Here is a 21,825-nt window from a genome sequence, read left to right on the forward strand (position 1 = left end):
ATTAGATTAGAATTATTCTAGTGTGATAAATACAGATTACCTGTATGCACTAGAACAGATTCTAAATATAGAACCCTTGAGGAGGATTTTTATCATGTCTTTAATCGGAAGTGAAGTAAAACCATTCAGTGCATCAGCATTCCACAACGGAGAATTCGTTGACCTAACGGATGCTAACCTTCGCGGTAAATGGAGTGTCGTATGTTTCTACCCTGCAGACTTTACATTCGTTTGCCCGACAGAACTCGAAGATCTCCAAAACCAATACGCAACACTCAAAGCGCTTGACGTTGAAGTTTACTCTGTTTCAACAGATACGCATTTCACACATAAAGCATGGCACGAAACATCAGAAACAATCGGTAAAATCGAGTACGTCATGATCGGCGACCCATCACACGTCATCTCACGTAACTTCGAAGTCTTGAACGAACAAGATGGTCTTGCTGACCGCGGTACGTTCATCATCGACCCAGACGGTGTCATCCAAACGGTTGAGATCAACGCAGGCGGCATCGGTCGTGATGCAAGCACGCTCGTCAACAAAATCAAAGCAGCACAATACGTACGTAACAATCCAGGCGAAGTCTGCCCAGCGAAATGGGAAGAAGGCTCTGCAACACTCACACCAAGCCTTGACCTCGTCGGAAAAATTTAAGGAGCGGATTCGCGATGGCTTTAGCACCAGACATTAAAGCACAACTCGCGCAATACCTCGAGCTTCTCGAAGGCGATCTCGTCCTAGCGGTTAGCGCTGGGACAGACGCCGTCTCGCTTGAGATGAGCGCACTCGTCGAAGAGATCGCAAGCATGACACCACGCATCTCCGTCGAGCAGGCAAGCCTTCCCCGGACACCAAGTTTCACAGTCAACCGTGTCGGTGAGACAAGTGGCATCACGTTCGCGGGAATTCCACTCGGTCATGAGTTCACGTCTCTCGTTCTTGCTCTGCTACAAGTCAGCGGTCGAGCACCGAAGGTCGATGCGGACGTCATCAAGCAGATTCAAGGCATTCAAGAAACGTACCACTTCGAGTCATACATCAGCTTGAGCTGCCACAACTGCCCGGATGTCGTACAAGCGTTGAACGTCATGAGCGTTCTCAACCCGAACATCAGTCACACGATGATTGATGGGGCGGCATTTAAAGCAGAAGTCGAACAAAAAGAGATCATGGCTGTTCCGACGGTCTTCGTCAACGGTGAAGCATTCGGTAACGGACGGATGTCACTCGAAGAAATCTTGGCGAAGCTTGGCACAGGTGCCGATGCTTCTGATTTCGCTGATAGAGATCCATACGATGTCCTCGTCGTCGGTGGTGGTCCAGCTGGATCGAGTGCTGCGATTTATGCAGCCCGTAAAGGCATCCGGACAGGAATCGTCGCAGAACGCTTCGGTGGACAAGTCATGGATACGATGAGCATCGAAAACTTCATCAGCATGAAGTACACAGAAGGACCAAAACTCGTCGCAAGTCTTGAGGAGCACGTCAAGGAATATGGCATCGATATCATGAACCTGCAACGAGCAACTCGTCTTGAGAAGAAGGACCTCCTCGAGCTTGAACTTGAGAATGGTGCTGTCTTGAAGACGAAGAGTTTGATCCTTTCAACAGGTGCACGCTGGCGTAACGTTGGTGTCCCAGGCGAACTCGAATTCAAGAACAAAGGCGTCGCCTACTGCCCACACTGTGATGGTCCATTGTTCGAAGGAAAACGTGTCGCAGTCATCGGTGGCGGAAACTCAGGAATCGAAGCAGCCATCGATCTCGCGGGAATCGTCAAGCATGTCACGGTCCTTGAGTTCGCACCCGAATTAAAAGCAGACGCTGTTCTTCAAGAACGCCTCGCTTCACTTCCGAACGTCACGGTCGTCGTCAACGCACAGACGAAGGAAATCACAGGAACGGACAAAGTGAACGGTATCACGTACATCGAGCGCGAAACGAACGTCGAACGTCACGTCGAGCTCGAGGGTGTCTTCGTCCAGATCGGTCTTGTACCGAACACAGACTGGCTCGGTGAAACGGTGAACCGTAACAAGTTCGGTGAAGTCCAAGTCGATCGCCACGGCGCAACGAACGTACCAGGCGTTTTCGCAGCAGGAGACTGCACAGATAGCGCGTATAAACAGATCATCATCTCGATGGGATCTGGTGCAACAGCTGCACTCGGTGCTTTCGATCACTTGATCCGGAATTAATGAAAAAGAGCGGAACTCAAACGAGTTTCGCTCTTTTTCTGCCTCAATAGTAGATTTCACCGTACCATGAACAATGATATTCTTTCGTGATGTGATGTCTTGTTAAGATGCCTTGCTTCGCGTATGTACCACTGACCGTTACGACCATCGTTTGCAAAGCATCGATTGGAGTACCGGAGAATCCGGTTTGCGTCCACTTTCCACCATCGATCGCAAGAGACGTCATCGAAAAGACATCGGATAATCGTTGGCGTTTACTCTGTTCCAAGAGTTCCGTCTCGAAATTTCCGATGATCCGGACATCGTTTCCACGTTCCGTACGTTCAAGCGTTCGTTCACTATCCCACTCTAAGCTCGTTTGGACACGTAGCGGCTTCAACCGTTCGAGTGCCCGTTCTTGAAAACGTTCCGGCGAAACCCAGTCCTCGTCTGCGAATTGATTTGCTGCAAGCAACGTGACGTCCGCATTTTCATGTGTCCGATTTATGTTTTCCACGATTTTTTCATATGCTGCGTAATAACGTTGATGTTGTGTCGTCTGATCCTTTGCCTCCGATGTGACTGGTGACAACGAAGCAAGTATGACAACGGCTGTCGCGATCTGATATTTCATAGACTTCCCCTTCCTTTCGCTGTTCATTGTACGAAAAAAACGAGGAATAGATTCGAAAATGATAACCGTTTTAGAGATTTTTTCATTCAGGGCTGTATCAATAGATCGTACGTTTCTGGAATTAAGAACAGATAAAGGTATGTATTCAAAACTGACCCCTATAAATAATTCAAAGTTGACACTTTTGACTAGTCCAGTCATCTGATAGATTAAAGCTATCTTAAAATCTATCATAAAGAAGGTTAGCCACATGCAAAAAGCAGCACCGTATTCTAGTACTCGTACCCGCCAGCTCGTTATTACTGCGATGTCGATCGCACTTGTTCTTGTCGCAACGATGTTCATCAATATCAAATTACCAATCGCACTAAACGGTGGTCTTATTCATATGGGAACAGCCATGCTCTTTCTCATCGCAATTTTATTCGGTCCACGGACAGCATTGATTGCCGGTGCTGTTGGAATGGGGTTATTCGATCTTTTATTGGGCTATACAATTTGGGCACCTGGTACGATCATCGCACGTGGACTTCAAGGGTTGATCGTCGGTTACATCGCGTGGTCAGGTGGTCGTAACGGAACGAATGTCACGTTCAACTTGATCGGGATGATCGCTTCCGCTCCTGTCATGTTGCTCGTCTACTTCGTACATGAAGGGATTATGTTCAGCAACTGGGTCGCACCATTCGGTTCAATTACAGGAAACATTATTCAAAACGTCCTCGGAATCCTTGTCGCGATTCCAGTCGGGATCGCACTGAAGAAAACGCGTTTCTTCCGTAACTTCCGCTAAATCAAAAAAACCGTCCGGCTCTCGTAGAGTTGGACGGTTTTCGTTTAGCGAATCGGTTGACCTTGTTCAAGCTCAAGCGTTTTGGCTGTTTCCGCATGAATCTGTTCGAACAGCTCCGGATGTTCAACGAGTGAGATCCCGTAAGACGGAATCATCTCCTTGATTTTTGCTTCCCACGCCGGTAGTTCGGACGGGAAACATTTTGCGAGCACTTCGAGCATGACCGGTACCGCTGTTGAGGCACCTGGAGATGCTCCAAGTAAAGCAGCGACAGATCCGTCGGCTGCACTGACGACTTCTGTTCCGAACTGGAGTGTTCCTTTGCCTTGTGGTGTATCCTTGATGACTTGAACACGTTGACCAGCAACGACGACATCCCAGTCTTCTGTTTTCGCATTCGGGATGAACTCCCGTAATTCGTTCATCCGTTGTTCCGTCGACAAGAGAACTTGTTCGATCAAATACTTCGTCAATCCCATCTCTTTTGCTCCCGCAGCAAGCATCGTCAAGACGTTGTTCGGTTTGACGGACGCAATCAAATCAAGATTTGATCCTGTCTTGAGGAACTTCGGTGAAAAGCCAGCAAACGGTCCGAAGAGGAGCGATTTCTTTCCATCGATGTACCGTGTATCCAAGTGCGGTACTGACATCGGCGGTGCTCCGACTTTCGCTTTTCCGTAGACTTTCGCATGATGCTGTTCGATGATTTCAGGATTTTTACAAACGAGGAACAAGCCACTGACCGGGAAACCACCAATTTGCTTCGATTCCTCGATGCCTGTTTTTTGGAGCAATGGTAAACTACCGCCGCCACCCCCGATGAAGACGAACTGCGCCGTATGATGCTCGATCCGGTGATCGCGCTCATTCTTCACTTTGACTTCCCATCCCCCGTCAACACGTTTCAAATCCTCGACACCGTGCTGATAGTTGATCTCTACATTATGCTGTGCGAGATATTCAAACAGGATTCGTGTCAACGCACCAAAGTTGACGTCCGTTCCTGAATCGATTTTTGTCGCAGCGATCGGCTCTGGTGACGTCCGACCGTTCATGATGAGTGGAATCCACTCGGCTAATTTCGCTGGATCCTCTGAATATTCCATTCCCGCAAACAACGGATTCGCTGATAGCGCTTCCAATCGTTTTTTCAAGAATTCGACGTTTTCCGTTCCTTCGACCATGCTCATATGTGGAATCGGCATGATGAATTCTTTCGGATTCGGCAAGACACCTTCCTTGACGAGATGCGACCAGAATTGACGTGACAGTTGGAACTGTTCGTTTACTTTGACTGCTTTACTGATATCGATCGAACCATCGGCGTTTTCTGTCGTATAGTTCAGTTCGCATAATGCGGCGTGACCTGTTCCGGCATTGTTCCACTCGTTCGAGCTTTCTTCCCCGGCACTCGCGAGTTTCTCGAATACCTTGATGTTCATCTCAGGCGCGAGTTCTTTTAACAAGACCCCTAACGTCGCGCTCATGACTCCGGCACCAATTAAAATAACGTCTGTTTTTTTAGGCATACTGCTCATGATATCCTTCCTATCCCCGTTGATATTATGGACTACCTGTCATGAAAAACTTCCCCCTCATGACGACAACTTACCTTTCCATTATAACCCTATCATAGCTTGCACAGAAAGGAACTTCTTTTACATTCAGAAATGTGCCAAGGCAGCTGATTTCACAAAATCGTCTGCCTCTTTTCGAAGCAGACGATTCCGCTCATTTGATTCGTAATCCTAAGTTTCCTTTGATGGTTTCATACCAACGATAGGTGTGATGGCTTTTTTGAATCACTGGCTCCTCCATCGAAATAGCCATGACCTGCTGTCCATAGTCATCAAAGCGTAAATAAACAAGATAACTCCCCCGCTCCATTTGTTTGGGTAGTTCTATCTGCAAGCGATAATAATGATTTTCAAGATTTGTGACATCTGTCTTTAAAAGATGCGTTTCTTCCATCCAATTACGATGTTGTAGTGTAATTCCTTCTACATGAATTCGTCGATCTCCAAGTGTTTGAACCGTTAGCTCGAGTCCTTCTTCTGTCAGTTCTAATTCGTGCACCTTCACATAGAGAGGTAGAGCTAGCATTTGTTTCTGATCACTGCCTAATGGAATACTCCAGTAGGGTTGATCATCCACCCATTCGATTTCCTTTTTTTCTTTCGATTTCGACCACTTGACAGCATCCATGAAATCATCAAAACGTCCGGTGTTCCAGTAATGATACAACAGACGATTGAACGGCTTTTCAATCAATGAATCGATGGGATAGGAACGGTGTTGCGTAAATAAGGCAACGACGCGCGCAAACATTTGATGATAGGCTGACGGATCATGACTTTTAAGAAAGTGCTTACGGTCATACAAACGTGTGATGCAGTCAAACTCGATCAGTCGATTGAGGATGAGACGCTCCTTTTCAATAGATAAGTTATATGCCAAAACATGACGTAAGACGATAAGATTCGTTTCCATCTTTTCCATGATATCTGTCTGTTTCGTTAATGAGTCATTCTCCTCAAGACGATTTAAATAATAGATGGGAGCAGTAACAGTCGATATCGCATCCGTTCGTATCAAAACATCGATAAAAAATTGTTTATCTTCGGCGAATTTCATCGAAGGAAATTGAATAGCATGACGTAACAGAAAGTCTCGACGCATCATACGGGCACGTGGACCGAGATGATAAAACGCATGCTTTAAAGTATAAGGAGAGACGTGATCACGATTGCGATTCGATTCGTGAACACCGATGATTCGATTCGGTTGATGCGTAGACACTTGAATTGTACGTCCGCAAGCATAGTCTACTCCGGTTCGATCCATCGTCTCACTCAAAATCCGTAACCCGTCATGCGCTAACCAATCGTCCGCATCCAAAAATGTGACATACTTCGATCGTGCAAGAGTCAAACCTAGATTACGTGGTATCGCAGGCGTGCCCGTATTGTGTTTCAGCAGTACACTGACAAGTTGAGGATATAAGGCTGATAAACGCCGTAAAAGTCGACGTGAACCATCTGTTGATTTATCATCTACCGCAATGATTGTCACATTTCGAATACCGATCGTCTGTACCAAAACGGAATTGATCGTTCGATCAAGGTAAGTGATTGCGTTATACACTGGAATGATGACTGTAACGGCGACATGACGCCTAAGCCGCTTTTCATTAAGCACCTCATAGTCTTTCGGTAGTGATGCAATATTCAGTCCCACTTGATTCACTCCTTGTCCGAAAAAAGTCATTCACTTTACAAACTATTTTGGTTTTAAATGTAAAATATACATATTATATATAAATTCCAATCATCCTGCAAGTATGGTCTCAACACATACATACGTATGAATTCATTCAAAAACGGTAATCATATAACAAAGATAAAGGAGGAACTTTCATGGCGACACGTTGGATATTTGGTAATCAATTGAATCACGATCTCCCCTTATTGCAGGAAGCAAATAAACAAGACGATGTCATCCTGATGGTCGAAGCGACCTCACGCTCCAAGTGGAAGACGTACCATAAACAAAAACTTGTCCTCGTCTTCTCTGCGATGCGTCATTTCGCGGAAGAACTGCGCGAAAAAGGCTTTACCGTCGATTATCGAGAAGCTGATTCGTTCGATCAGGCGTTCAAGGCGCACCGGAAAGATCATGATCCGGATCATGTATTCTATACGGCGATCACGGACGAACCGATGCGCAAGGCGATGCACAAGTGGCAAGACGCTTTACCGAAGAAAATCACGGTCGAGGTCTGTTCCGACGTGCCGTTGTTTTTACTGACACAGGAAGAAGCGGTCGAAGCAATCGGAGATAAGCCATACAAGATGGATCGATTTTATCGCAAACTGCGCAAGGAACGAAACGTTCTCATGAACGGTTCTAAACCGATTGGTGGAAAGTGGTCGTTTGACGCCGAGAATCGAAAACCAGCGAAGTCCGGGACGACGTTTCCGGATCCCGTTCAGTTTCGCCCTGATCGCATCACAAAGGACGTCATCGACAAGGTTGAGCGTGATTTCTCTGATCATCCGGGAGCACTTGATTCCTTCCATTGGCCGGTTACGCGAAAGGAAGCGACGCGGGCTCTTCATCGTTTCATCGAAGAACGACTCGAGACGTTCGGGACATATCAAGACGCTATGCTCACTGGTGAAGATACGTTATCGCACTCACTCTTGTCAGCAGCAATCAATCTCGGTCTACTGACACCGGAAGAGGTCATTCGTCAAGTCGAGGCCGCCCTCGAAGATCAAGATGCTCCGCTCAATGCGGTCGAAGGTTTTATTCGACAAATCCTCGGCTGGCGTGAATACATGCGTGCCGTCTATCTAGCCGAGATGCCGGACTATGCTTCCGTCAATGCGCTGCGTCATGAAGCGGACCTACCAGACTTTTTCTGGACCGGGAAGACGAACATGAATTGTGTCGCTGAATCGTTACGTCCTGTCGTCGAGCATGCCCATAATCACCATATCCAGCGCTTGATGGTGCTCGGGAACTTCGCTAATCTGTTTGCAATCTCGCCGCAACAGACAGCTGACTGGTTCAATGAGATGTACATTGATGCCTATGACTGGGTCGTCTTACCGAACGTCCTCGGAATGGCGCTTCATGCCGATGGGGGGACGCTATCGACTAAACCGTACATCGCTTCGGCGAATTACATCCATAAGATGAGTGATTATTGCAAGGGATGTCCGTTCCATCAAAAGGATATGCTCGGAGAGGATGCCTGTCCGTTTAACGCTCTGTACTGGGACTTCATTGACCGGCACGAAAAACGGTTCGCTGATAATCCACGGATGTCGATGATGTATCGGCAATGGGGAAAACGCGATGCGGACAGCAAACGTGACATTCGAAACAAAGCGAAAGCACTTCGCAAACAATTACAGGACGGTGCTTTCGATACACCATAAAACAAGCCGGTCGGATTAGATCCGACCGGCTTGTTTTGAATTACGCACTTTTTTGATTAGCTGCTTGTTGTTTCTTTTTCCGGAGGTGATACAGTCCGAATAATCCGAGGAACCAGACCGGTGTCAGTAACAAGGCTGGACGTGTATCATCAGCAAACAGCATGACGACGAGAATGACGGCAAACAATCCGAGCACGAGGTAATTGACGAATGGTGTCAATGGTGCTTTGAATGTCGACCCTGCATGCAATTCCGGATTTTGTTTCTTGTACCGGAGATGACAGACGAGGATGACACCCCAGACCCAGATGAAGCAGATCGCACTGATCGTCGTGACGATACTGAACGCTTGTCCTGGTAACAGTTTACTGAGCAAAGCACCGACTGATACGACAATCGTCGAGACGAACAAGGCGTTTGCTGGGACATGGTTTTTGTTCAACTTCGAGAACTTGTTCGACGCTTGCTGTTGATTTCCCAGGTTATACAGAATTCGACTTGTCGAGAACATTCCGCTGTTACATGCAGAAGCGGCAGACGTCAGTACGACGAAGTTGATGATTCCTGCTGCGAGTGGAATCCCAATCAGACTGAACGTCTTGACGAACGGACTTTCTGTCGCACTTAATCCTGTCCATGGGTTGATCATCAAAAGAATCAGTAAGGCACCGACATAGAAGAATAAGATCCGAAGCGGAATCTTATTGATCGCGGACGGAATGTTCTTTTTCGGATCCGCTGTTTCTGCTGCCGACACCCCAACGAGCTCGACGCCGACATAGGCGAAGACGACCATTTGGAACGATAGCAAGAATCCAGAAATCCCGTTTGGCATCCATCCGTCATGTGACCAGAGGTTCGAGACTGTCACGGGACCGGCGTCCGTTTTAAAACCGATCGCGAGTAAGACGATTCCGACACCAATCAAGGCGAGGATCGTCACGACCTTGATCAAGGCGAACCAAAACTCAAGTTCTCCGAATAATTTAACGGTCAATAAGTTAAAACCAAGTAAAATCAAAAGAGCGAGTACGGCTGGAATCCATTGCGGGATATCAAACCAATACTTAACGTATACACCGACAGCGATGATGTCCGCCATCGCTGTCATGATCCAACAGAACCAGTACGTCCACCCGGTCACGAACGCGGCACGTGGTCCGAGATAATCTTCTGCGATGTCCGTGAGTGACTGATAACCTGCTTTTGACAATAACAATTCCCCAAGTGCCCGCATGACGAAGAAGATCGCGATCCCGACGAGTAAGTAGGCAAAAATGATCGATGGGCCAGCGAGTTGGATCGCTTTACCTGATCCTAAAAACAACCCCGTTCCGATCGTTCCACCAATGGCAATCAACTGTACATGACGATTCGATAAATCCCGTTTTAATCCTTGCTGTTCCAAACCTGAACTCCTCCTTGTGATGGTTTCTCTACGCTTCAGACCGTTCTGTCGGTCCTGAAAAAGAAAAAAAGAGACTGGACGAATGTCCAATCTCAACAAAATCAAAGGAATAACCCATACACGCCACTATGACATTCCATGAATGCCCGTCGCTGCATGTGATTACTCTTCTGTCCGTTTGCCTGAGATTGTGAACCCTTCGGCGCCGTGTCGACACGGTCTCTCCAGAAGCTGCTCCTGCCATAGTGTGACCCATGACAATCATAGCTTTCTCTTTATTTGATTATCCGATGCGTCGCTGCACCGATGAATTGTTTCTAATTCTAGTAATCTCTAAAGCGTTTGTCAACGCCTTTTTCAAAATGATTTTTCAATCTGTGAAAAGGACTTTACCATCTTTTCCAGAAATCATACAGCACGACTTGATCACGAAAGGATGGAACATTCATGTCGACGATTTACTTGGTTCGCCACTGTGAAACGACCGGTCAAGCACCGGAAGCCCCGTTAACTCCTCGTGGAGAAGAACAGGCGCAACGACTGTGTACGCAGTTACTTAAGCTTACGATCACGCATCTTCTTTCGAGTCCGTATCGCCGTGCGCTCGACTCGATTCAACCACTTGCGACTGCTTTGAAACTACCCGTTGTACAAGAAGAGGACTTAAAAGAACGACGGTTAAGTGCTGTTCCACTTGACGATTGGCAGGACTATCTTCGTCGAACGTTCATCGATCCCGACTATACGTGTCCTGGTGGTGAATCTAGCCGGATAGCGACAGAGCGTATCACACGCGTCGTTGAAGAAGCGTTGCAACAGCATGATGGAGCCATTCTCGTGACACATGGGAATCTGTTATCTTTATACCTACATTCGATCGATCAAACGTTTGGATTCGAAGAAAGTTTACAGCTGAAGAATCCGGATCTTTTTAAGGTGACGCAAGTAGATAATGTAATGTCCTTTCAACCAATCGATCTATACTGACGGAGCCTGACTCAAATATGCATAACGCTTCAATTCGAATACAGTTTGTTCAAAATTAATTGTTTGATCGTCAAAAACTTGTATGTAATCGGGGCGTTGTGCAATCGTCATCGTTTTTCCGCTACGAACACTTTTTGGTCGACTTAAATTCAACTCATTTTTTTGAGAATACTCCAATAATGCTTCCATGCACTCATCCCGATACGCTCTCATATTTTGACTGTCAGAAGCTTCTATCTTAGCTTTTAACGTTGATTCTTCTAACTGCCAATAGTGCGGTTGACTATCGTCTCCTTTCCACCAGAATGCCCAAAATCCACCGCGGGCATTTTCCACGCGCCCCCAGTTTCCGTTCTTCAATTCTTTTTGCAGATCTCTAAAAAATCCTTGCCAAGAGAAATTGCTCCATTCCGTGAGAGGGAGTGTTTTATAGGATTCGATCGAGGTGTCGATCTGCTTGAGATACTGAAGATAGTCATGCAAAATATCATTGGTCGTTGAAGCATGAAAGCCGCTCAGTACTTCAATCATCTTCGTTCGCGTAAATACTTGATAGCCTGCTCCTATCACGCCGGAGTAGTCGCCTTGTTCTACGATTTTGTAATAAATCGGTATCGGCTTCAAATACCATGTTTCGGGATGCGTTTTGACCATATCAAGATATCGCTTTAATTGGTTCGAATGATGCTTCGTAAAGACTTTATCCTCGATTAGAATGGCATATGTCTCATTAATGACGGCTAATATATCTAGACTATTAAACTGTCTTCTAATCCGGACACTGTGAATGGGTTCCTGCAATGGGCAACCATGAAGGTGGAACATTTCGCGTACGAACCCTTTCGCAATCGCATGGAGTTGCGGATCGTGATTCCGTGCTCCTTCTTCCGCCCACTTCAATAACCAACATAGAAAAGCATCTTGTGATAGCTCACTTGTGGCATAATCAAAAATATTAGGTTTCAAATGAACACCTCCTTTTATTACAATTATAACCATTTAATTTCCTTTTATTATTCATTTGAAGAATAATAACGAACTCTACTCATTCAATTTGCTTATAGATTTCATAAGAACTATCTATTTTACTTCCCTTCGAAACGGCTTTATATTAAACGAATTGATAACAAAGTTAAGTAGTTTTCGATTCAGGTATGAAGCGGAACTTCAGAAAAGAAGGGATTTTTATGTCTACCACTAAAAAAGGCTATTTCATGATGATCGTCCTCTGGTTCGCCTATGCGACCTTCGCCATGAACTGGGTTGCGGGTTCGTCGTTGACGCCACAAATCACGGCGCATTTCTTCGGCAATCAAACCGTTGACCCCCTCATCTCACAACTCGTCAACTATTCGATCACGACGGCGCGTGTCTTCGCCAACATTCTTGCCGCGCTCATCTTGATGAAGCTCGGTCCGAAAAAAGCACCGTTACTCGCACTGTTGTTCCTGATGATGTCGATCGTCGCCATCTACCTGCCGAACTACTGGGCGTATACGGTCGCTCGCATGGTCATGGGACTCGGTGGTTCGATGGTCATCGTCTACATGAACCCGGTCGTAACACGTTACGTCCAAGACCCGGCTGAAAAATTACGGATCAACGCCTTCAACACTGTTTCCTATAACGTCGGTGCATTCGTTGTGTCACTCTTGTTCACCTTGTTCGCCGATCAATTCGTCAGTGACTGGAAACTGACGTTGACGATCTTCGCGAGTCTGACAGCGATCCTCTTCTTCGCATGGTGGATCGGTAGTGAATCGTTCGAGTTGAACGATGCTACGGACGCGGACGAAACGCCTTACGGTTACGGAGATGCTGTCCGCGACCCATTCCTCTGGAAATATGCGGTTGCTTTCGGCGGTTTCTTAACGCTCTATATCTTATCGCTCGTTGGCTTGAAACCTGTATTCGATACGTACACGCAGTTGAACGGTTCGCTCGTCAACCTGTTGGTCTCAGGTGCTGGTATCGTCGGTACGTTCGTCGGTCTACGGATCGGTAACAAAGGAACACCTCGTAAACCGACTCTGTTGATCAGCGGAACGGTCATGATCGCGAGTTTCCTTGTCACCGTCTTGTTCGGAAACATCTCGCCGCTCGTTTCGTATGTCTTTGCGTTCATTTCCGGATTTGCGATGTACATCCAGTATCCGATTTTCATGAACTTAGCACACGAACGAAAAGGGATGACACCGCAAAAGATCACTGTCTTGTTTGGTCTATTCTGGGCGATCGCTTATGCGACGCAGACGATCTTTACGATCATTTGGAGTTACGCACTCGGACATGCGGGATATACGGTCTCGATGATCGTCTTCTTCCTCTGCTGTTCCGTGTATCTGTTCTTCACGTTCTTCTTACCAGAAACAAAACCAAAACGGACGAATGCACTTCGAAAATCTGCCTAATCCACCAATAAGCCCTTCCGGATCATCGGAAGGGCTTATTTTTATGCTTCGTTATGCGCGCCGTAACTATGGCGAAGGGCAAACAACAGTCGAATCAACGATTCATGGTAGCCGATGAACCATCCTTCTTCGATCCCGTTGACGATGGCTTCTTCTGTCATCCAAGCGACGCGTTGGACTTCTTCTTCCTGCAGCGTCAGCGTCGTCAAATCCACTTCCTGCTCGACGAGATAATAATCATCAAAACCGATTTCAAACGGAATCGTCAGATGGGGACGGATGCCTGTGAAATCGATATCGAGTCCAAGCTCTTCCGACAGTTCCCGTTGTGCTGCCATCTGACTCGTATCCCCGCTGATTGCACTGCCTCCGACCGTCAGATCCCACATGTTCGGCCAACCAGATTTAAACGGTTGCCGTTGTTGGACGAGCATCTCTCCTTTGGCGTTAAAGACACAGACGTGAATCGTCATGTGATAATCGCCAGCTGTATGTGGCGTTCCCCGTGTCCAGAGTCGTCCTGTTTTCTTGCGATCTGCTGTATATACGTCCCACTGTTCCATCCTAAATCATTCCCCTTTTTAATCAATGAAAGATGTAGAGTTCGAACTTTCCTCCGCCTTGACGCAATCAATTGCGACGACGAGGGCGATCAACAATTCTTCCATCGCTTCATCTTCGACTTCAATAATGTACTGATCAGTCCAAGAGATCCATTTCTTCTGCACGCGACCTATCCGTTGCCCTTGTTGTAAGACCTCAAAATCAACATCCCACCAGTCGCCCGTCACTTCGAATTGATCCGAGTTGATCGTATAGCGGTCCTTGAAGAACGTGAACTCTTTAATGATTTCAAACGATTGCCCTGCTGCTTCGACATAAAAGACCGGTCGGAAACTGAACGTCTTCTTCGTGATTTCCGCGACTTCCTCTCCATCTCGGTTCGTCACGCTGAATGACTTCGGAAGTTTCATAAAACTGCCCTCGATGTGATAGGCGTCGTGCCCCGCCTCGTCTTGAATCGAGAATCGTCCACGTAAACTGAACGCTTTTTCTTTCATATAGAGTGTATGCATACCGGTCTCCTCCTTTAGTGTATAGTCTCATTTACGCTAACATCGATGGAAAAGATTCAATATCTGGAAATTCTCGTTTGTTTCTTGACTTTCAGTGGTATCAATTTACATACCACGACTCTACGGGAAAGAAGGAATTTTGATGTCTATCGATACGATTGTTCTCTTCATTTTACTCGCCATCGCCCTGTTGATCATCCTTGTCCCACCGCTTCTCTTTTGGCACGTCTGGCGCGCCGATCGTCGCCAGCAAGAACACGCGGTCCTGCGTAACTTCCCTGTCCTCGGAAAGATGCGTTACATCCTCGAAAACATGGGACCGGAACTCCGCCAATACTTATTTCTCAACAATAACGAAGGGAAACCCTTCTCCCGTAATGAATACAAGACAGCTGTCCTTTCCGGCAAATACCAAAGTCGGATTCTCGGTTTTGGATCGGAACGTGATTTTGAAGAAGCTGGTTTTTATGTACAAAACGCCCTCTTTCCGACGAATCGTCAGGAATTACGAATCGATCAATCCGAACGTGTGGATACGCATATCTATCAGATTGACCGCGATGAACTATTTACACGTAAAGAACATCTCGTTGAGAAGCAAATTTCACCGTATCTCTTGAAAATGGAGGATGCACCGGTCATTGGCGCGACGACGTGTCGACACCCTTATCAAATCCAAGGATTGATCGGGCAATCGGCGATGAGTTTTGGCGCACTCGGTGACCGGGCGATCACTGCGCTCTCGATCGGACTAGGTCGCGCTAAAGGGAGCTGGATGAATACCGGGGAAGGCGGGCTATCCGATTTTCATCTAAAAGGTGACGTCGACATCATCTGTCAGATTGGTCCCGGTCTGTTCGGTGTCCGAACGGAAGACGGTGACTTTTCGTTCGATGAGTTCCAGAAAAAAAGTGAGTTACCGCAAGTCAAAGCTTTCGAACTCAAGCTCGCACAAGGAGCTAAGACACGTGGTGGTCATCTCGAAGGATCAAAGGTCACAGAAGAGATTGCCGCTGTCCGGAAGGTCAAAGTCGGTGTCGGCATCGATAGTCCGAACCGGTTCAACGAATTCACGACACCAGAGACGATGCTCGACTGGGTCGAACGTCTACGTGAGATTGGCGGAAAACCGGTCGGAATCAAAGTCGTCGTCGGTAATCTTGAAGACATGCGTCAGTTGATTGCTTATATGAAAGAATCCGGACGTCATCCGGACTTCATGACGGTCGACGGGGGCGAAGGAGGGACCGGTGCGACGTTCCAAGAACTCGCGGATGCTGCCGGTCTACCACTCTTTTCCGCCTTACCGTTCGTCCATCAACTCCTGACGGAAGCTAGTTTACGCGACAAGGTCAAAGTGTTTGCGTCCGGTAAGCTGATCAGTGCCGATAAGATTGCGATCGCTCTCGCCCTCGGTGCCGACTTCGTCAATATCGCACGTGGTCTGATGTTTAATGTCGGCTGTATCCAAGCGCAAGTCTGTCACACGAATCACTGTCCGGTCGGTGTCGCGACGACCGACCCGAAGCTGCAAAAAGCGCTGATTGTCGACGAAAAAAGTTTCCGCGTGACGAACTACATCATTTCGTTACGCGAAGGTCTTTATAACCTGACGGCAGCAGCAGGACTCGTCTCACCAACGGAACTTCGACCCGAACACGTCATCTATAAGGATGAAGCCGGACACCTGGTTCCGGGACCGGACTGGATGGCACGGCATATGATAGATCGCTCTCTTTCCTCACGGTAACGAATAGCACTCACTTGCACTTTTTAGCTAGAGCGCTTAAAGTGTATAGTTGATGAAATTCTTTAACCACACATGTGCATTACCTTAAGGAAAGGGTTTAATATACTATGAAAAAGAACTTTTGGCAGGACTTACCACGACCATTTTTCGTCTTAGCACCGATGGAAGACGTCACCGACGTCGTCTTCCGCCACGTCGTCGCAAAAGCGGCGCGTCCGGACGTCTTCTTCACGGAATTCACGAATACAGAAAGCTATTGTCATCCGAAAGGCAAACAGAGCGTCCGCGGACGTCTCGAGTTCACGGAGGATGAACAACCAATGGTTGCTCACATCTGGGGCGACAAACCGGAATATTTCCGCGAAATGAGTATCGGCATGGCAGAGATGGGCTTTAGCGGGATCGACATCAACATGGGCTGTCCCGTCCATAACGTTGCTGTTAACGGTAAAGGCTCCGGTTTGATCAATCGTCCGGAAGTCGCAGCTGAACTGATCCAAGCTGCAAAAGCAGGCGGTCTCCCAGTCAGCGTCAAAACGCGTCTCGGCTATACGAAGGTCGAAGAGTGGCACGATTGGTTGCGCCACATCCTCGAGCAAGATATCGCGAACCTCTCGATTCACCTCCGGACACGTAAAGAGATGAGCGCCGTTCCAGCGCACTTCGAATTGATTCCGGAAATCAAGAAGTTACGCGATGAAATCGCACCACAGACGTTACTGACGATCAATGGGGATATCAACGATCGCCAACACGGTCTTGAACTCGTCGAGAAATACGGTGTCGACGGTGTTATGATCGGTCGCGGGATCTTCCACAATCCGTTTGCGTTCGAAGTCGAGAAAAAAGAACATTCGAGTCAAGAACTCCTCGATTTATTACGTCTGCAGCTTGATCTGCACGATCATTACTCAGCTCAATTCGAGCCACGTCTCTTCAAGCCATTACGCCGGTTCTTCAAGATTTACGTCCGCGGATTCCGCGGTGCGAGTGAACTGCGGGTCAAATTGATGGAGACGAACTCAACGGACGAAGTGCGTGCCTTACTCGATGCCTTCGTTGAAGAAGAAGGGATTCACGAGGTCAACTCGTTTTCAATCTAACAGCAAAGCACGCCTCCTCGTCTTGAGGAAGCGTGCTTTTTAGTGTCACCAGTGTTCGACGGTTTGCCGCGTATCTGCACACCATTGTTCAAAGTCAGACTGATTCGCCAGCGACAGAAAACGTCGTTTGCCGAGTCGCCGATCGAGCCGTGCGATGCCGCGGATGAAAGGATGTGGATGAACGAGCGCTTGTTCGAACGCGAGGTTCGGGTACTGCAACAAGTCTTGTTGAATCTCATAGTTCGCTAGATATCCGTCCTGTTTGACCTGTCGTTCGATCTCTGCCGATAACGCATGCGACTGCTTCAACCAGTCGGACTGCCATAATTCTCGGAAGGATGCTTCTGGTTTATCCGGTAACTGTGCAGCTTGTAACGCGTAGCGCCGATCGACTTCCCGTTCGAAGTGAAAGTCGTCTGCTCCGAGAATCTCTTCACCGTCAAACGTCACCCAGACTCGGCTGGGACTATCTTGAATCCGGTAGACAGCTGCATGAAAAGCAATCCGTCCCCGTAACGACGGGGCGAGCAGTTGCTCGACCCGTTTTTTGATGATGGAAAACTGCACGCAATCCGTCCTTTCCGTCCGGCTAATCTAATCAGCCGTTCTTCATATGAAACAATTCCGCAAGCGTAAACGTCAACTCTTTTAACTCGAGACCACCGAGTGCAAAGTAGAGTTTTAAATAGTTGTGCGGGTTGAAGACGAAGACATCCTTCGTCTGGCTGACCCACTCGCCGTTAGTACCGTTGAAGGTGAACGTTGCGACCGGCATGTTGTTCGCAAACAATGTCACTGGCATCTGCGCCAGTTCACCAGCATTCGAACGTGCCGTCAACGTGACCTGATACATCCCTGTCTCTTCCGCCGTGACAGCGAAGACATGACTGCTTCCTGTCGTCGTCGTGACGTCCGTTAACGGGAAGGCATCTCCACTGATGAGGCGTTGGTGCGAGACCGCTTGCTCTTCGAGCGTCTCCTCTTCGACCGGTGCCCCGAGAACTTCGACCGGCGATACTGTTCCCATCACACGGTCCATGACCGGTGAGCGTAACAGGAACTGACAGATGTTCGCGGCACTCCGCAGTAACTCGGAACGTCGAAGTGTTCCGTCAGCGAGAGCCGTCAACGTATCATCCTCGAACGGATTCGTTCCTGGTTCACCGACAACCATGTAGAGATCGTTTTGCGAACGGACCATCGTCGCCGTTTGCTGACGGTTTGCTTCCGTTCCTTCGGCGTTGATCTTCGCCCACCAGTCGGTCATGACGATTCCGTCAAAGCCCCACTCATCGCGCAAAATACGTGTGTTCTGATCATATAAGCCGGCAGTCCAGATCCCATTGACGGCACCATACGTCGTCATGATCGAGTAGGCTTTCCCGTCTTTGACGGCCATCTCAAACCCTTTCAGGTACAACTCACGTAACGCCCGTTCCGATACGATTGAATCCAGATCATGCCGATGGAATTCTTGGTTGTTGGCACTGAAGTGTTTTAACGTCCCCGTCACACCAACACGGTGCATGCCGTCAAGCTGCGCTACGGCCATTTTTCCAGTCAGATACGAATCCTCCGAGAAATACTCGAAGTTCCGTCCATTGAGTGGATGGCGGTGAAGGTTCATCCCGGGTCCAAGCAACGTATCAATCTCGTTTTTCCGTAACTCAAGACCTGTCATCTCAAATAAATCGGCAATCAACGTCGTATTAAACGTCGAGGCAAGCAACGTTCCGTTCGGTAACGAGAAGGCTTTCGCTCCGATATCCATCCGGATCCCAGACGGACCATCCGCGCAACAGCCTGCTGGAATACCGAGCGCTTCGAGTTCTGTCGTCACGCCACCGAAGGCGCCCGCCGTTCCTGGTGTGACGCGCGGTGAGTTCATCCCTTCGCCCCGGACAATCGCCGCGAGATCCGCATCTGTCAATTGATCGAGGAACGTCTCGAGCGTGACCCGTCCTTCTTTGACGTCGCGTAACTTCCAACCGGCATCTTCCGTCTGCGTCCGTTCAACAGGACGCTCCTGTTGACGACGTTGTTCCGGATCGATCGTCCGTAGTGGTGTCGCTTCATACGTCACCGTATATCCCGTTTCGGTCGCTTGTGGTTTGATACGTTCAAACGCCGTCACCGGTGCCATGTTCTCCGTTAAGACGTCCGTGACGTCAAGCGTCTCGACGGAATGGCTTGCGACTGGAACCGCTGACCGGACGTCCGTTCCGAGATAGAGCTGATACGTGCCAGGTTCAACGACATAAGACGATTTATGCCCGGTGACGCCACTATCGTCATAACTCGCAAATGAGGTGAACGGTACGACGAGTGTGAGAGATTCTTGCTCGCCTGGTGCGAGTTCTTTTGTCTTGCCGAACGTAACAAGTTGACGCGTCGGGTTCCCGAGTTGTCCTTGTGGTTTCTCAAGATATCCTTGTACAACTTCCTTCCCGCGCGTCTGCCCAGTATTCGTCACCGTCGCCGTAATCGTCCAAGCATCTGCTGACGTCGTCACATCTGTCGTCAGGTTGAACGACGTATACGATAATCCATACCCGAACGGATACAAGACCGCTTCCGATGCGAACGTCTCGAAATAACGGTACCCGACATAGATGTCTTCTTGATACAACGCGCGATCGGCATGACCGAAGTGTGGTGTTGACGGATAATCATCGAGTGAACGGACGATCGTATCCGGTAGTTTCCCTGACGGCGAGACACGTCCGAGCAAGAGATCACTCAGTCCAGTTCCGCCTTCCATTCCTCCTTGCCACGCGTAAAGGACAGCACTTGGCGCCGTCTCTTCGACCCAGCGCATATCGATGATATTCCCGACGTTCAAGACGACGACGGTCTGTTTGAAGTGTGTCTTCACGAGTCGGAGCATCTCCTGTTCCATCTCCGTTAAAAAATAACTCCCTGGATCCGCTGTATTGTCTCGGTCTTCCCCAGCCGTACGACCAATCATGATCAAGGCAACATCGGAGTCAAGCGCTGCTTGCTGAACGAGTGTCGCGTCAAGCGGCATCTCTTCTTGCGACCACGGCTCGGCTGCCCAGCCTTCACCTTGGTCAAATGGATGGTCTTCAAGCCAGTTCTCGTACGCCTTGAGGACGTCTGCATTCAGCGTCACGTCTTCGCGTAGCATATCGAGCGGACTGACGACGTTCGTAACGTTGACCATTCCGCCTGATCCCGTTCCACTTTTGTAGTAGTTGAACTGATTACGTCCGAAGACAGCGACCGTCGATGCGGGTTGCAACGGGAGTACACCATCATTTTGTAAGAGGACCGCCCCTTCCGCGACGGTTTGTCGTGCGAGTTTTGTATAGGCTTGCCAATCGAGCGTGTATGTCATACGTCATCCACCTTTGTTAGTTAGTTTGAGAAAAGAGTCGTTTTAAGTCCTTCGCGATTTCGTCTAAGCTGTCTTCGGCTTGCGGATACAGACCGAGTTTATCAAGAAAGGCATGTTCCATCCCGCGGTAGTGGAGATAACGAGTCTTGACGCCGGCGCGCACGAGCTTTTTCGCATACGCTTCCCCTTCAAGTCGTAAGTAATCAAACTCTCCTGTAATGACGAGTGCCTCTGGTAGATCATCGAGCGTCGCAAACAATGGTGAAATCCGTCGATCCTTCGAGTCACTTGCTTGAACGTACCACTGCTCGAGGATACCTTCTTCATCTTGAAGCGAGAGAATGATCCGTTCGAGTAGCTCCGGTTCCGTTTGTCGGTCATACGCTTCAAGCGTCCAGTCATATTCCGAATTCGGATGTTCCCCAACATTGACGACTGGATAATACAAGATCTGATAGTGAATGTACGGCGTCGGACGCTCGCGGTCGAGCAAACAACAGACCGTCGCCAAGTTCCCACCGGCACTGTCACCGGCGACAGCGATCGCACCTGGATCAATCCCAAGTCGATCAGCGTGTTCGACTGCCCAATCGATCGCTGCATGACAATCTTCAAGCCCTGTCGGAAACGGATGCTCTGGCGCCAATCGATAACCGACCGACAAGACGGCGACGTTCCCCTTATCGGCTAATGCCTTACATGGGTTCTCGACTGTCTCGAGTGTGCCACCGAAAAAACCACCACCGTGGAAATAGACGACGAGCGGGAGCGGACGCGCCGCTTCCGGACGATACAGCCGTGCTTCGATTGTGGTACCGGGTCTCGGGATCGCAAAGAAGTCTGTTGCAATCTGTCGGGTCGTCACGTCTTCGTTGTTCCAACCCATGCCAGCACGCGCCAGTTCGACTGGCGACGCCCCTTCTGGAATCGAGACCGATGGGCGCTGCGTGAGGACGACCTCACGGACACGCGGATCGAGTGTTCCGGGGGTCGAGACGTCGGGAATTGGCTTATCGACGATCTCAAGACCGTCTTGATGAATGGATGAACGATTTCGTAACGTCCGCAGTAAATCTTGCATCGATGCGGTAGACAAGTGGATCGCTTCCTTTCTGGTTAAACCGTTACCGAAAGCGCTTTCGATAACCGCTAAAAAAAATTTCGAATGTCTCTTTTCC

18 protein-coding genes and 1 riboswitch are annotated in these 21,825 nt (G+C 48.5%); of the genes, 8 read left to right on the top strand and 10 right to left on the bottom strand.

Features of this window, described 5'->3' with window-relative positions:
- Window positions 1–94: 94 nt before the first annotated feature.
- Window positions 95–658 carry an alkyl hydroperoxide reductase subunit C gene (gene ahpC, locus ACHWTJ_RS01455; RefSeq protein ID WP_012371860.1) on the top strand — a complete coding sequence of 188 codons (564 nt, stop codon included), beginning with the start codon at window positions 95–97 and terminating at the stop codon, window positions 656–658.
- A 14-nt stretch (window positions 659–672) separates the two neighbouring features.
- Window positions 673–2,202, top strand: coding sequence for an alkyl hydroperoxide reductase subunit F (gene ahpF, locus ACHWTJ_RS01460; protein ID WP_294748951.1), 1,530 nt, complete (start codon window positions 673–675; stop codon window positions 2,200–2,202).
- 43 nt (window positions 2,203–2,245) lie between these two features.
- On the opposite strand, the gene ACHWTJ_RS01465 is transcribed toward ahpF, so the two are convergent.
- The gene (locus ACHWTJ_RS01465) at window positions 2,246–2,815 is read right to left on the bottom strand and encodes a hypothetical protein (protein ID WP_294748947.1); all 570 of its coding nucleotides are present in this window, start codon (window positions 2,813–2,815) and stop codon (window positions 2,246–2,248) included.
- Window positions 2,816–3,065: 250 nt separating this feature from the next.
- Here ACHWTJ_RS01465 and ACHWTJ_RS01470 point away from each other — a divergent pair, with 250 nt between their 5' ends.
- Complete coding sequence (locus ACHWTJ_RS01470; protein ID WP_294748944.1) at window positions 3,066–3,608, top strand: ECF transporter S component; 543 nt, start codon at window positions 3,066–3,068, stop codon at window positions 3,606–3,608.
- A 44-nt stretch (window positions 3,609–3,652) separates the two neighbouring features.
- Here the strand turns inward: ACHWTJ_RS01470 and ACHWTJ_RS01475 are convergent, their stop codons facing one another.
- Window positions 3,653–5,146 (bottom strand): malate:quinone oxidoreductase, encoded by a 1,494-nt coding sequence (locus tag ACHWTJ_RS01475; RefSeq protein WP_394678985.1) that lies wholly within the window; start codon window positions 5,144–5,146, stop codon window positions 3,653–3,655.
- A 193-nt stretch (window positions 5,147–5,339) separates the two neighbouring features.
- Window positions 5,340–6,845, bottom strand: a complete 1,506-nt coding sequence (locus ACHWTJ_RS01480; RefSeq protein ID WP_394678986.1) for a glycosyltransferase family 2 protein — start codon at window positions 6,843–6,845, stop codon at window positions 5,340–5,342.
- Window positions 6,846–7,024: 179 nt separating this feature from the next.
- On the opposite strand from ACHWTJ_RS01480, the gene ACHWTJ_RS01485 reads away from it, so the two are divergent.
- Window positions 7,025–8,554 carry a cryptochrome/photolyase family protein gene (locus tag ACHWTJ_RS01485; protein ID WP_394678987.1) on the top strand — a complete coding sequence of 510 codons (1,530 nt, stop codon included), beginning with the start codon at window positions 7,025–7,027 and terminating at the stop codon, window positions 8,552–8,554.
- 40 nt (window positions 8,555–8,594) lie between these two features.
- Here ACHWTJ_RS01485 and ACHWTJ_RS01490 read toward each other — a convergent pair whose 3' ends face one another.
- Window positions 8,595–9,962 (bottom strand): amino acid permease, encoded by a 1,368-nt coding sequence (locus ACHWTJ_RS01490; protein WP_394678988.1) that lies wholly within the window; start codon window positions 9,960–9,962, stop codon window positions 8,595–8,597.
- 160 nt (window positions 9,963–10,122) lie between these two features.
- A riboswitch (glycine riboswitch) is annotated at window positions 10,123–10,200 on the bottom strand.
- 209 nt (window positions 10,201–10,409) lie between these two features.
- Here ACHWTJ_RS01490 and ACHWTJ_RS01495 point away from each other — a divergent pair.
- Window positions 10,410–10,949, top strand: a complete 540-nt coding sequence (locus tag ACHWTJ_RS01495; protein WP_394678989.1) for a histidine phosphatase family protein — start codon at window positions 10,410–10,412, stop codon at window positions 10,947–10,949.
- On the opposite strand, the gene ACHWTJ_RS01500 is transcribed toward ACHWTJ_RS01495, so the two are convergent.
- A complete protein-coding gene (locus tag ACHWTJ_RS01500; protein ID WP_394678990.1) occupies window positions 10,941–11,915 on the bottom strand; it encodes a PD-(D/E)XK nuclease family protein in 975 nt (324 codons plus the stop codon). The two genes, ACHWTJ_RS01495 and ACHWTJ_RS01500, sit on opposite strands and share 9 nt — an antisense overlap.
- 221 nt (window positions 11,916–12,136) lie before the next feature.
- On the opposite strand from ACHWTJ_RS01500, the gene ACHWTJ_RS01505 reads away from it, so the two are divergent.
- On the top strand, window positions 12,137–13,360 hold the full coding sequence (locus ACHWTJ_RS01505; protein ID WP_294748922.1) for a sugar MFS transporter: 1,224 nt from the start codon (window positions 12,137–12,139) through the stop codon (window positions 13,358–13,360).
- A gap of 41 nt (window positions 13,361–13,401) precedes the next feature.
- On the opposite strand, the gene ACHWTJ_RS01510 is transcribed toward ACHWTJ_RS01505, so the two are convergent.
- Both ACHWTJ_RS01510 and ACHWTJ_RS01515 read right to left on the bottom strand, forming a co-directional pair.
- Complete coding sequence (locus ACHWTJ_RS01510; protein WP_195866077.1) at window positions 13,402–13,923, bottom strand: NUDIX domain-containing protein; 522 nt, start codon at window positions 13,921–13,923, stop codon at window positions 13,402–13,404.
- Between the two features lie 18 nt (window positions 13,924–13,941).
- Window positions 13,942–14,436 (bottom strand): LURP-one-related/scramblase family protein, encoded by a 495-nt coding sequence (locus ACHWTJ_RS01515; RefSeq protein WP_047394907.1) that lies wholly within the window; start codon window positions 14,434–14,436, stop codon window positions 13,942–13,944.
- A gap of 142 nt (window positions 14,437–14,578) precedes the next feature.
- Between ACHWTJ_RS01515 and ACHWTJ_RS01520 the strand changes: the two genes are divergently transcribed.
- Together ACHWTJ_RS01520 and ACHWTJ_RS01525 are read left to right on the top strand one after the other, a co-directional pair.
- The gene (locus ACHWTJ_RS01520; protein WP_394678991.1) at window positions 14,579–16,186 is read left to right on the top strand and encodes an FMN-binding glutamate synthase family protein; all 1,608 of its coding nucleotides are present in this window, start codon (window positions 14,579–14,581) and stop codon (window positions 16,184–16,186) included.
- Window positions 16,187–16,293: 107 nt separating this feature from the next.
- Window positions 16,294–17,289, top strand: coding sequence for a tRNA-dihydrouridine synthase (locus ACHWTJ_RS01525; protein WP_029343007.1), 996 nt, complete (start codon window positions 16,294–16,296; stop codon window positions 17,287–17,289).
- Between the two features lie 45 nt (window positions 17,290–17,334).
- Here ACHWTJ_RS01525 and ACHWTJ_RS01530 read toward each other — a convergent pair whose 3' ends face one another.
- Genes ACHWTJ_RS01530 through ACHWTJ_RS01540 form a run of 3 tightly spaced genes read right to left on the bottom strand, consistent with a single transcriptional unit; the run spans window position 17,335 to window position 21,743 of the window.
- Window positions 17,335–17,856 carry a hypothetical protein gene (locus ACHWTJ_RS01530; RefSeq protein ID WP_394678992.1) on the bottom strand — a complete coding sequence of 174 codons (522 nt, stop codon included), beginning with the start codon at window positions 17,854–17,856 and terminating at the stop codon, window positions 17,335–17,337.
- A gap of 31 nt (window positions 17,857–17,887) precedes the next feature.
- On the bottom strand, window positions 17,888–20,647 hold the full coding sequence (locus tag ACHWTJ_RS01535) for a glycoside hydrolase family 3 protein (protein ID WP_394678993.1): 2,760 nt from the start codon (window positions 20,645–20,647) through the stop codon (window positions 17,888–17,890).
- A 16-nt stretch (window positions 20,648–20,663) separates the two neighbouring features.
- Window positions 20,664–21,743, bottom strand: coding sequence for an alpha/beta hydrolase (locus ACHWTJ_RS01540; protein ID WP_394678994.1), 1,080 nt, complete (start codon window positions 21,741–21,743; stop codon window positions 20,664–20,666).
- Window positions 21,744–21,825 lie beyond the last annotated feature (82 nt).

It is taken from the genome of uncultured Exiguobacterium sp. (assembly GCF_964277885.1).
Classification (GTDB): domain Bacteria; phylum Bacillota; class Bacilli; order Exiguobacteriales; family Exiguobacteriaceae; genus Exiguobacterium_A.

Excerpts from the sequence above, each read along its gene's own strand:
- ahpC (WP_012371860.1), top strand. The coding sequence starts at position 95 with ATGTCTTTAATCGGAAGTGAAGTAAAACCATTCAGTGCATCAGCATTC.
- ahpF (WP_294748951.1), top strand. The coding sequence starts at position 673 with ATGGCTTTAGCACCAGACATTAAAGCACAACTCGCGCAATACCTCGAG.
- ACHWTJ_RS01465 (WP_294748947.1), bottom strand. The coding sequence starts at position 2,815 with ATGAAATATCAGATCGCGACAGCCGTTGTCATACTTGCTTCGTTGTCA.
- ACHWTJ_RS01470 (WP_294748944.1), top strand. The coding sequence starts at position 3,066 with ATGCAAAAAGCAGCACCGTATTCTAGTACTCGTACCCGCCAGCTCGTT.
- ACHWTJ_RS01475 (WP_394678985.1), bottom strand. The coding sequence starts at position 5,146 with ATGAGCAGTATGCCTAAAAAAACAGACGTTATTTTAATTGGTGCCGGA.
- ACHWTJ_RS01485 (WP_394678987.1), top strand. The coding sequence starts at position 7,025 with ATGGCGACACGTTGGATATTTGGTAATCAATTGAATCACGATCTCCCC.
- ACHWTJ_RS01495 (WP_394678989.1), top strand. The coding sequence starts at position 10,410 with ATGTCGACGATTTACTTGGTTCGCCACTGTGAAACGACCGGTCAAGCA.
- ACHWTJ_RS01505 (WP_294748922.1), top strand. The coding sequence starts at position 12,137 with ATGTCTACCACTAAAAAAGGCTATTTCATGATGATCGTCCTCTGGTTC.
- ACHWTJ_RS01510 (WP_195866077.1), bottom strand. The coding sequence starts at position 13,923 with ATGGAACAGTGGGACGTATATACAGCAGATCGCAAGAAAACAGGACGA.
- ACHWTJ_RS01515 (WP_047394907.1), bottom strand. The coding sequence starts at position 14,436 with ATGCATACACTCTATATGAAAGAAAAAGCGTTCAGTTTACGTGGACGA.
- ACHWTJ_RS01520 (WP_394678991.1), top strand. The coding sequence starts at position 14,579 with ATGTCTATCGATACGATTGTTCTCTTCATTTTACTCGCCATCGCCCTG.
- ACHWTJ_RS01525 (WP_029343007.1), top strand. The coding sequence starts at position 16,294 with ATGAAAAAGAACTTTTGGCAGGACTTACCACGACCATTTTTCGTCTTA.
- ACHWTJ_RS01535 (WP_394678993.1), bottom strand. The coding sequence starts at position 20,647 with ATGACATACACGCTCGATTGGCAAGCCTATACAAAACTCGCACGACAA.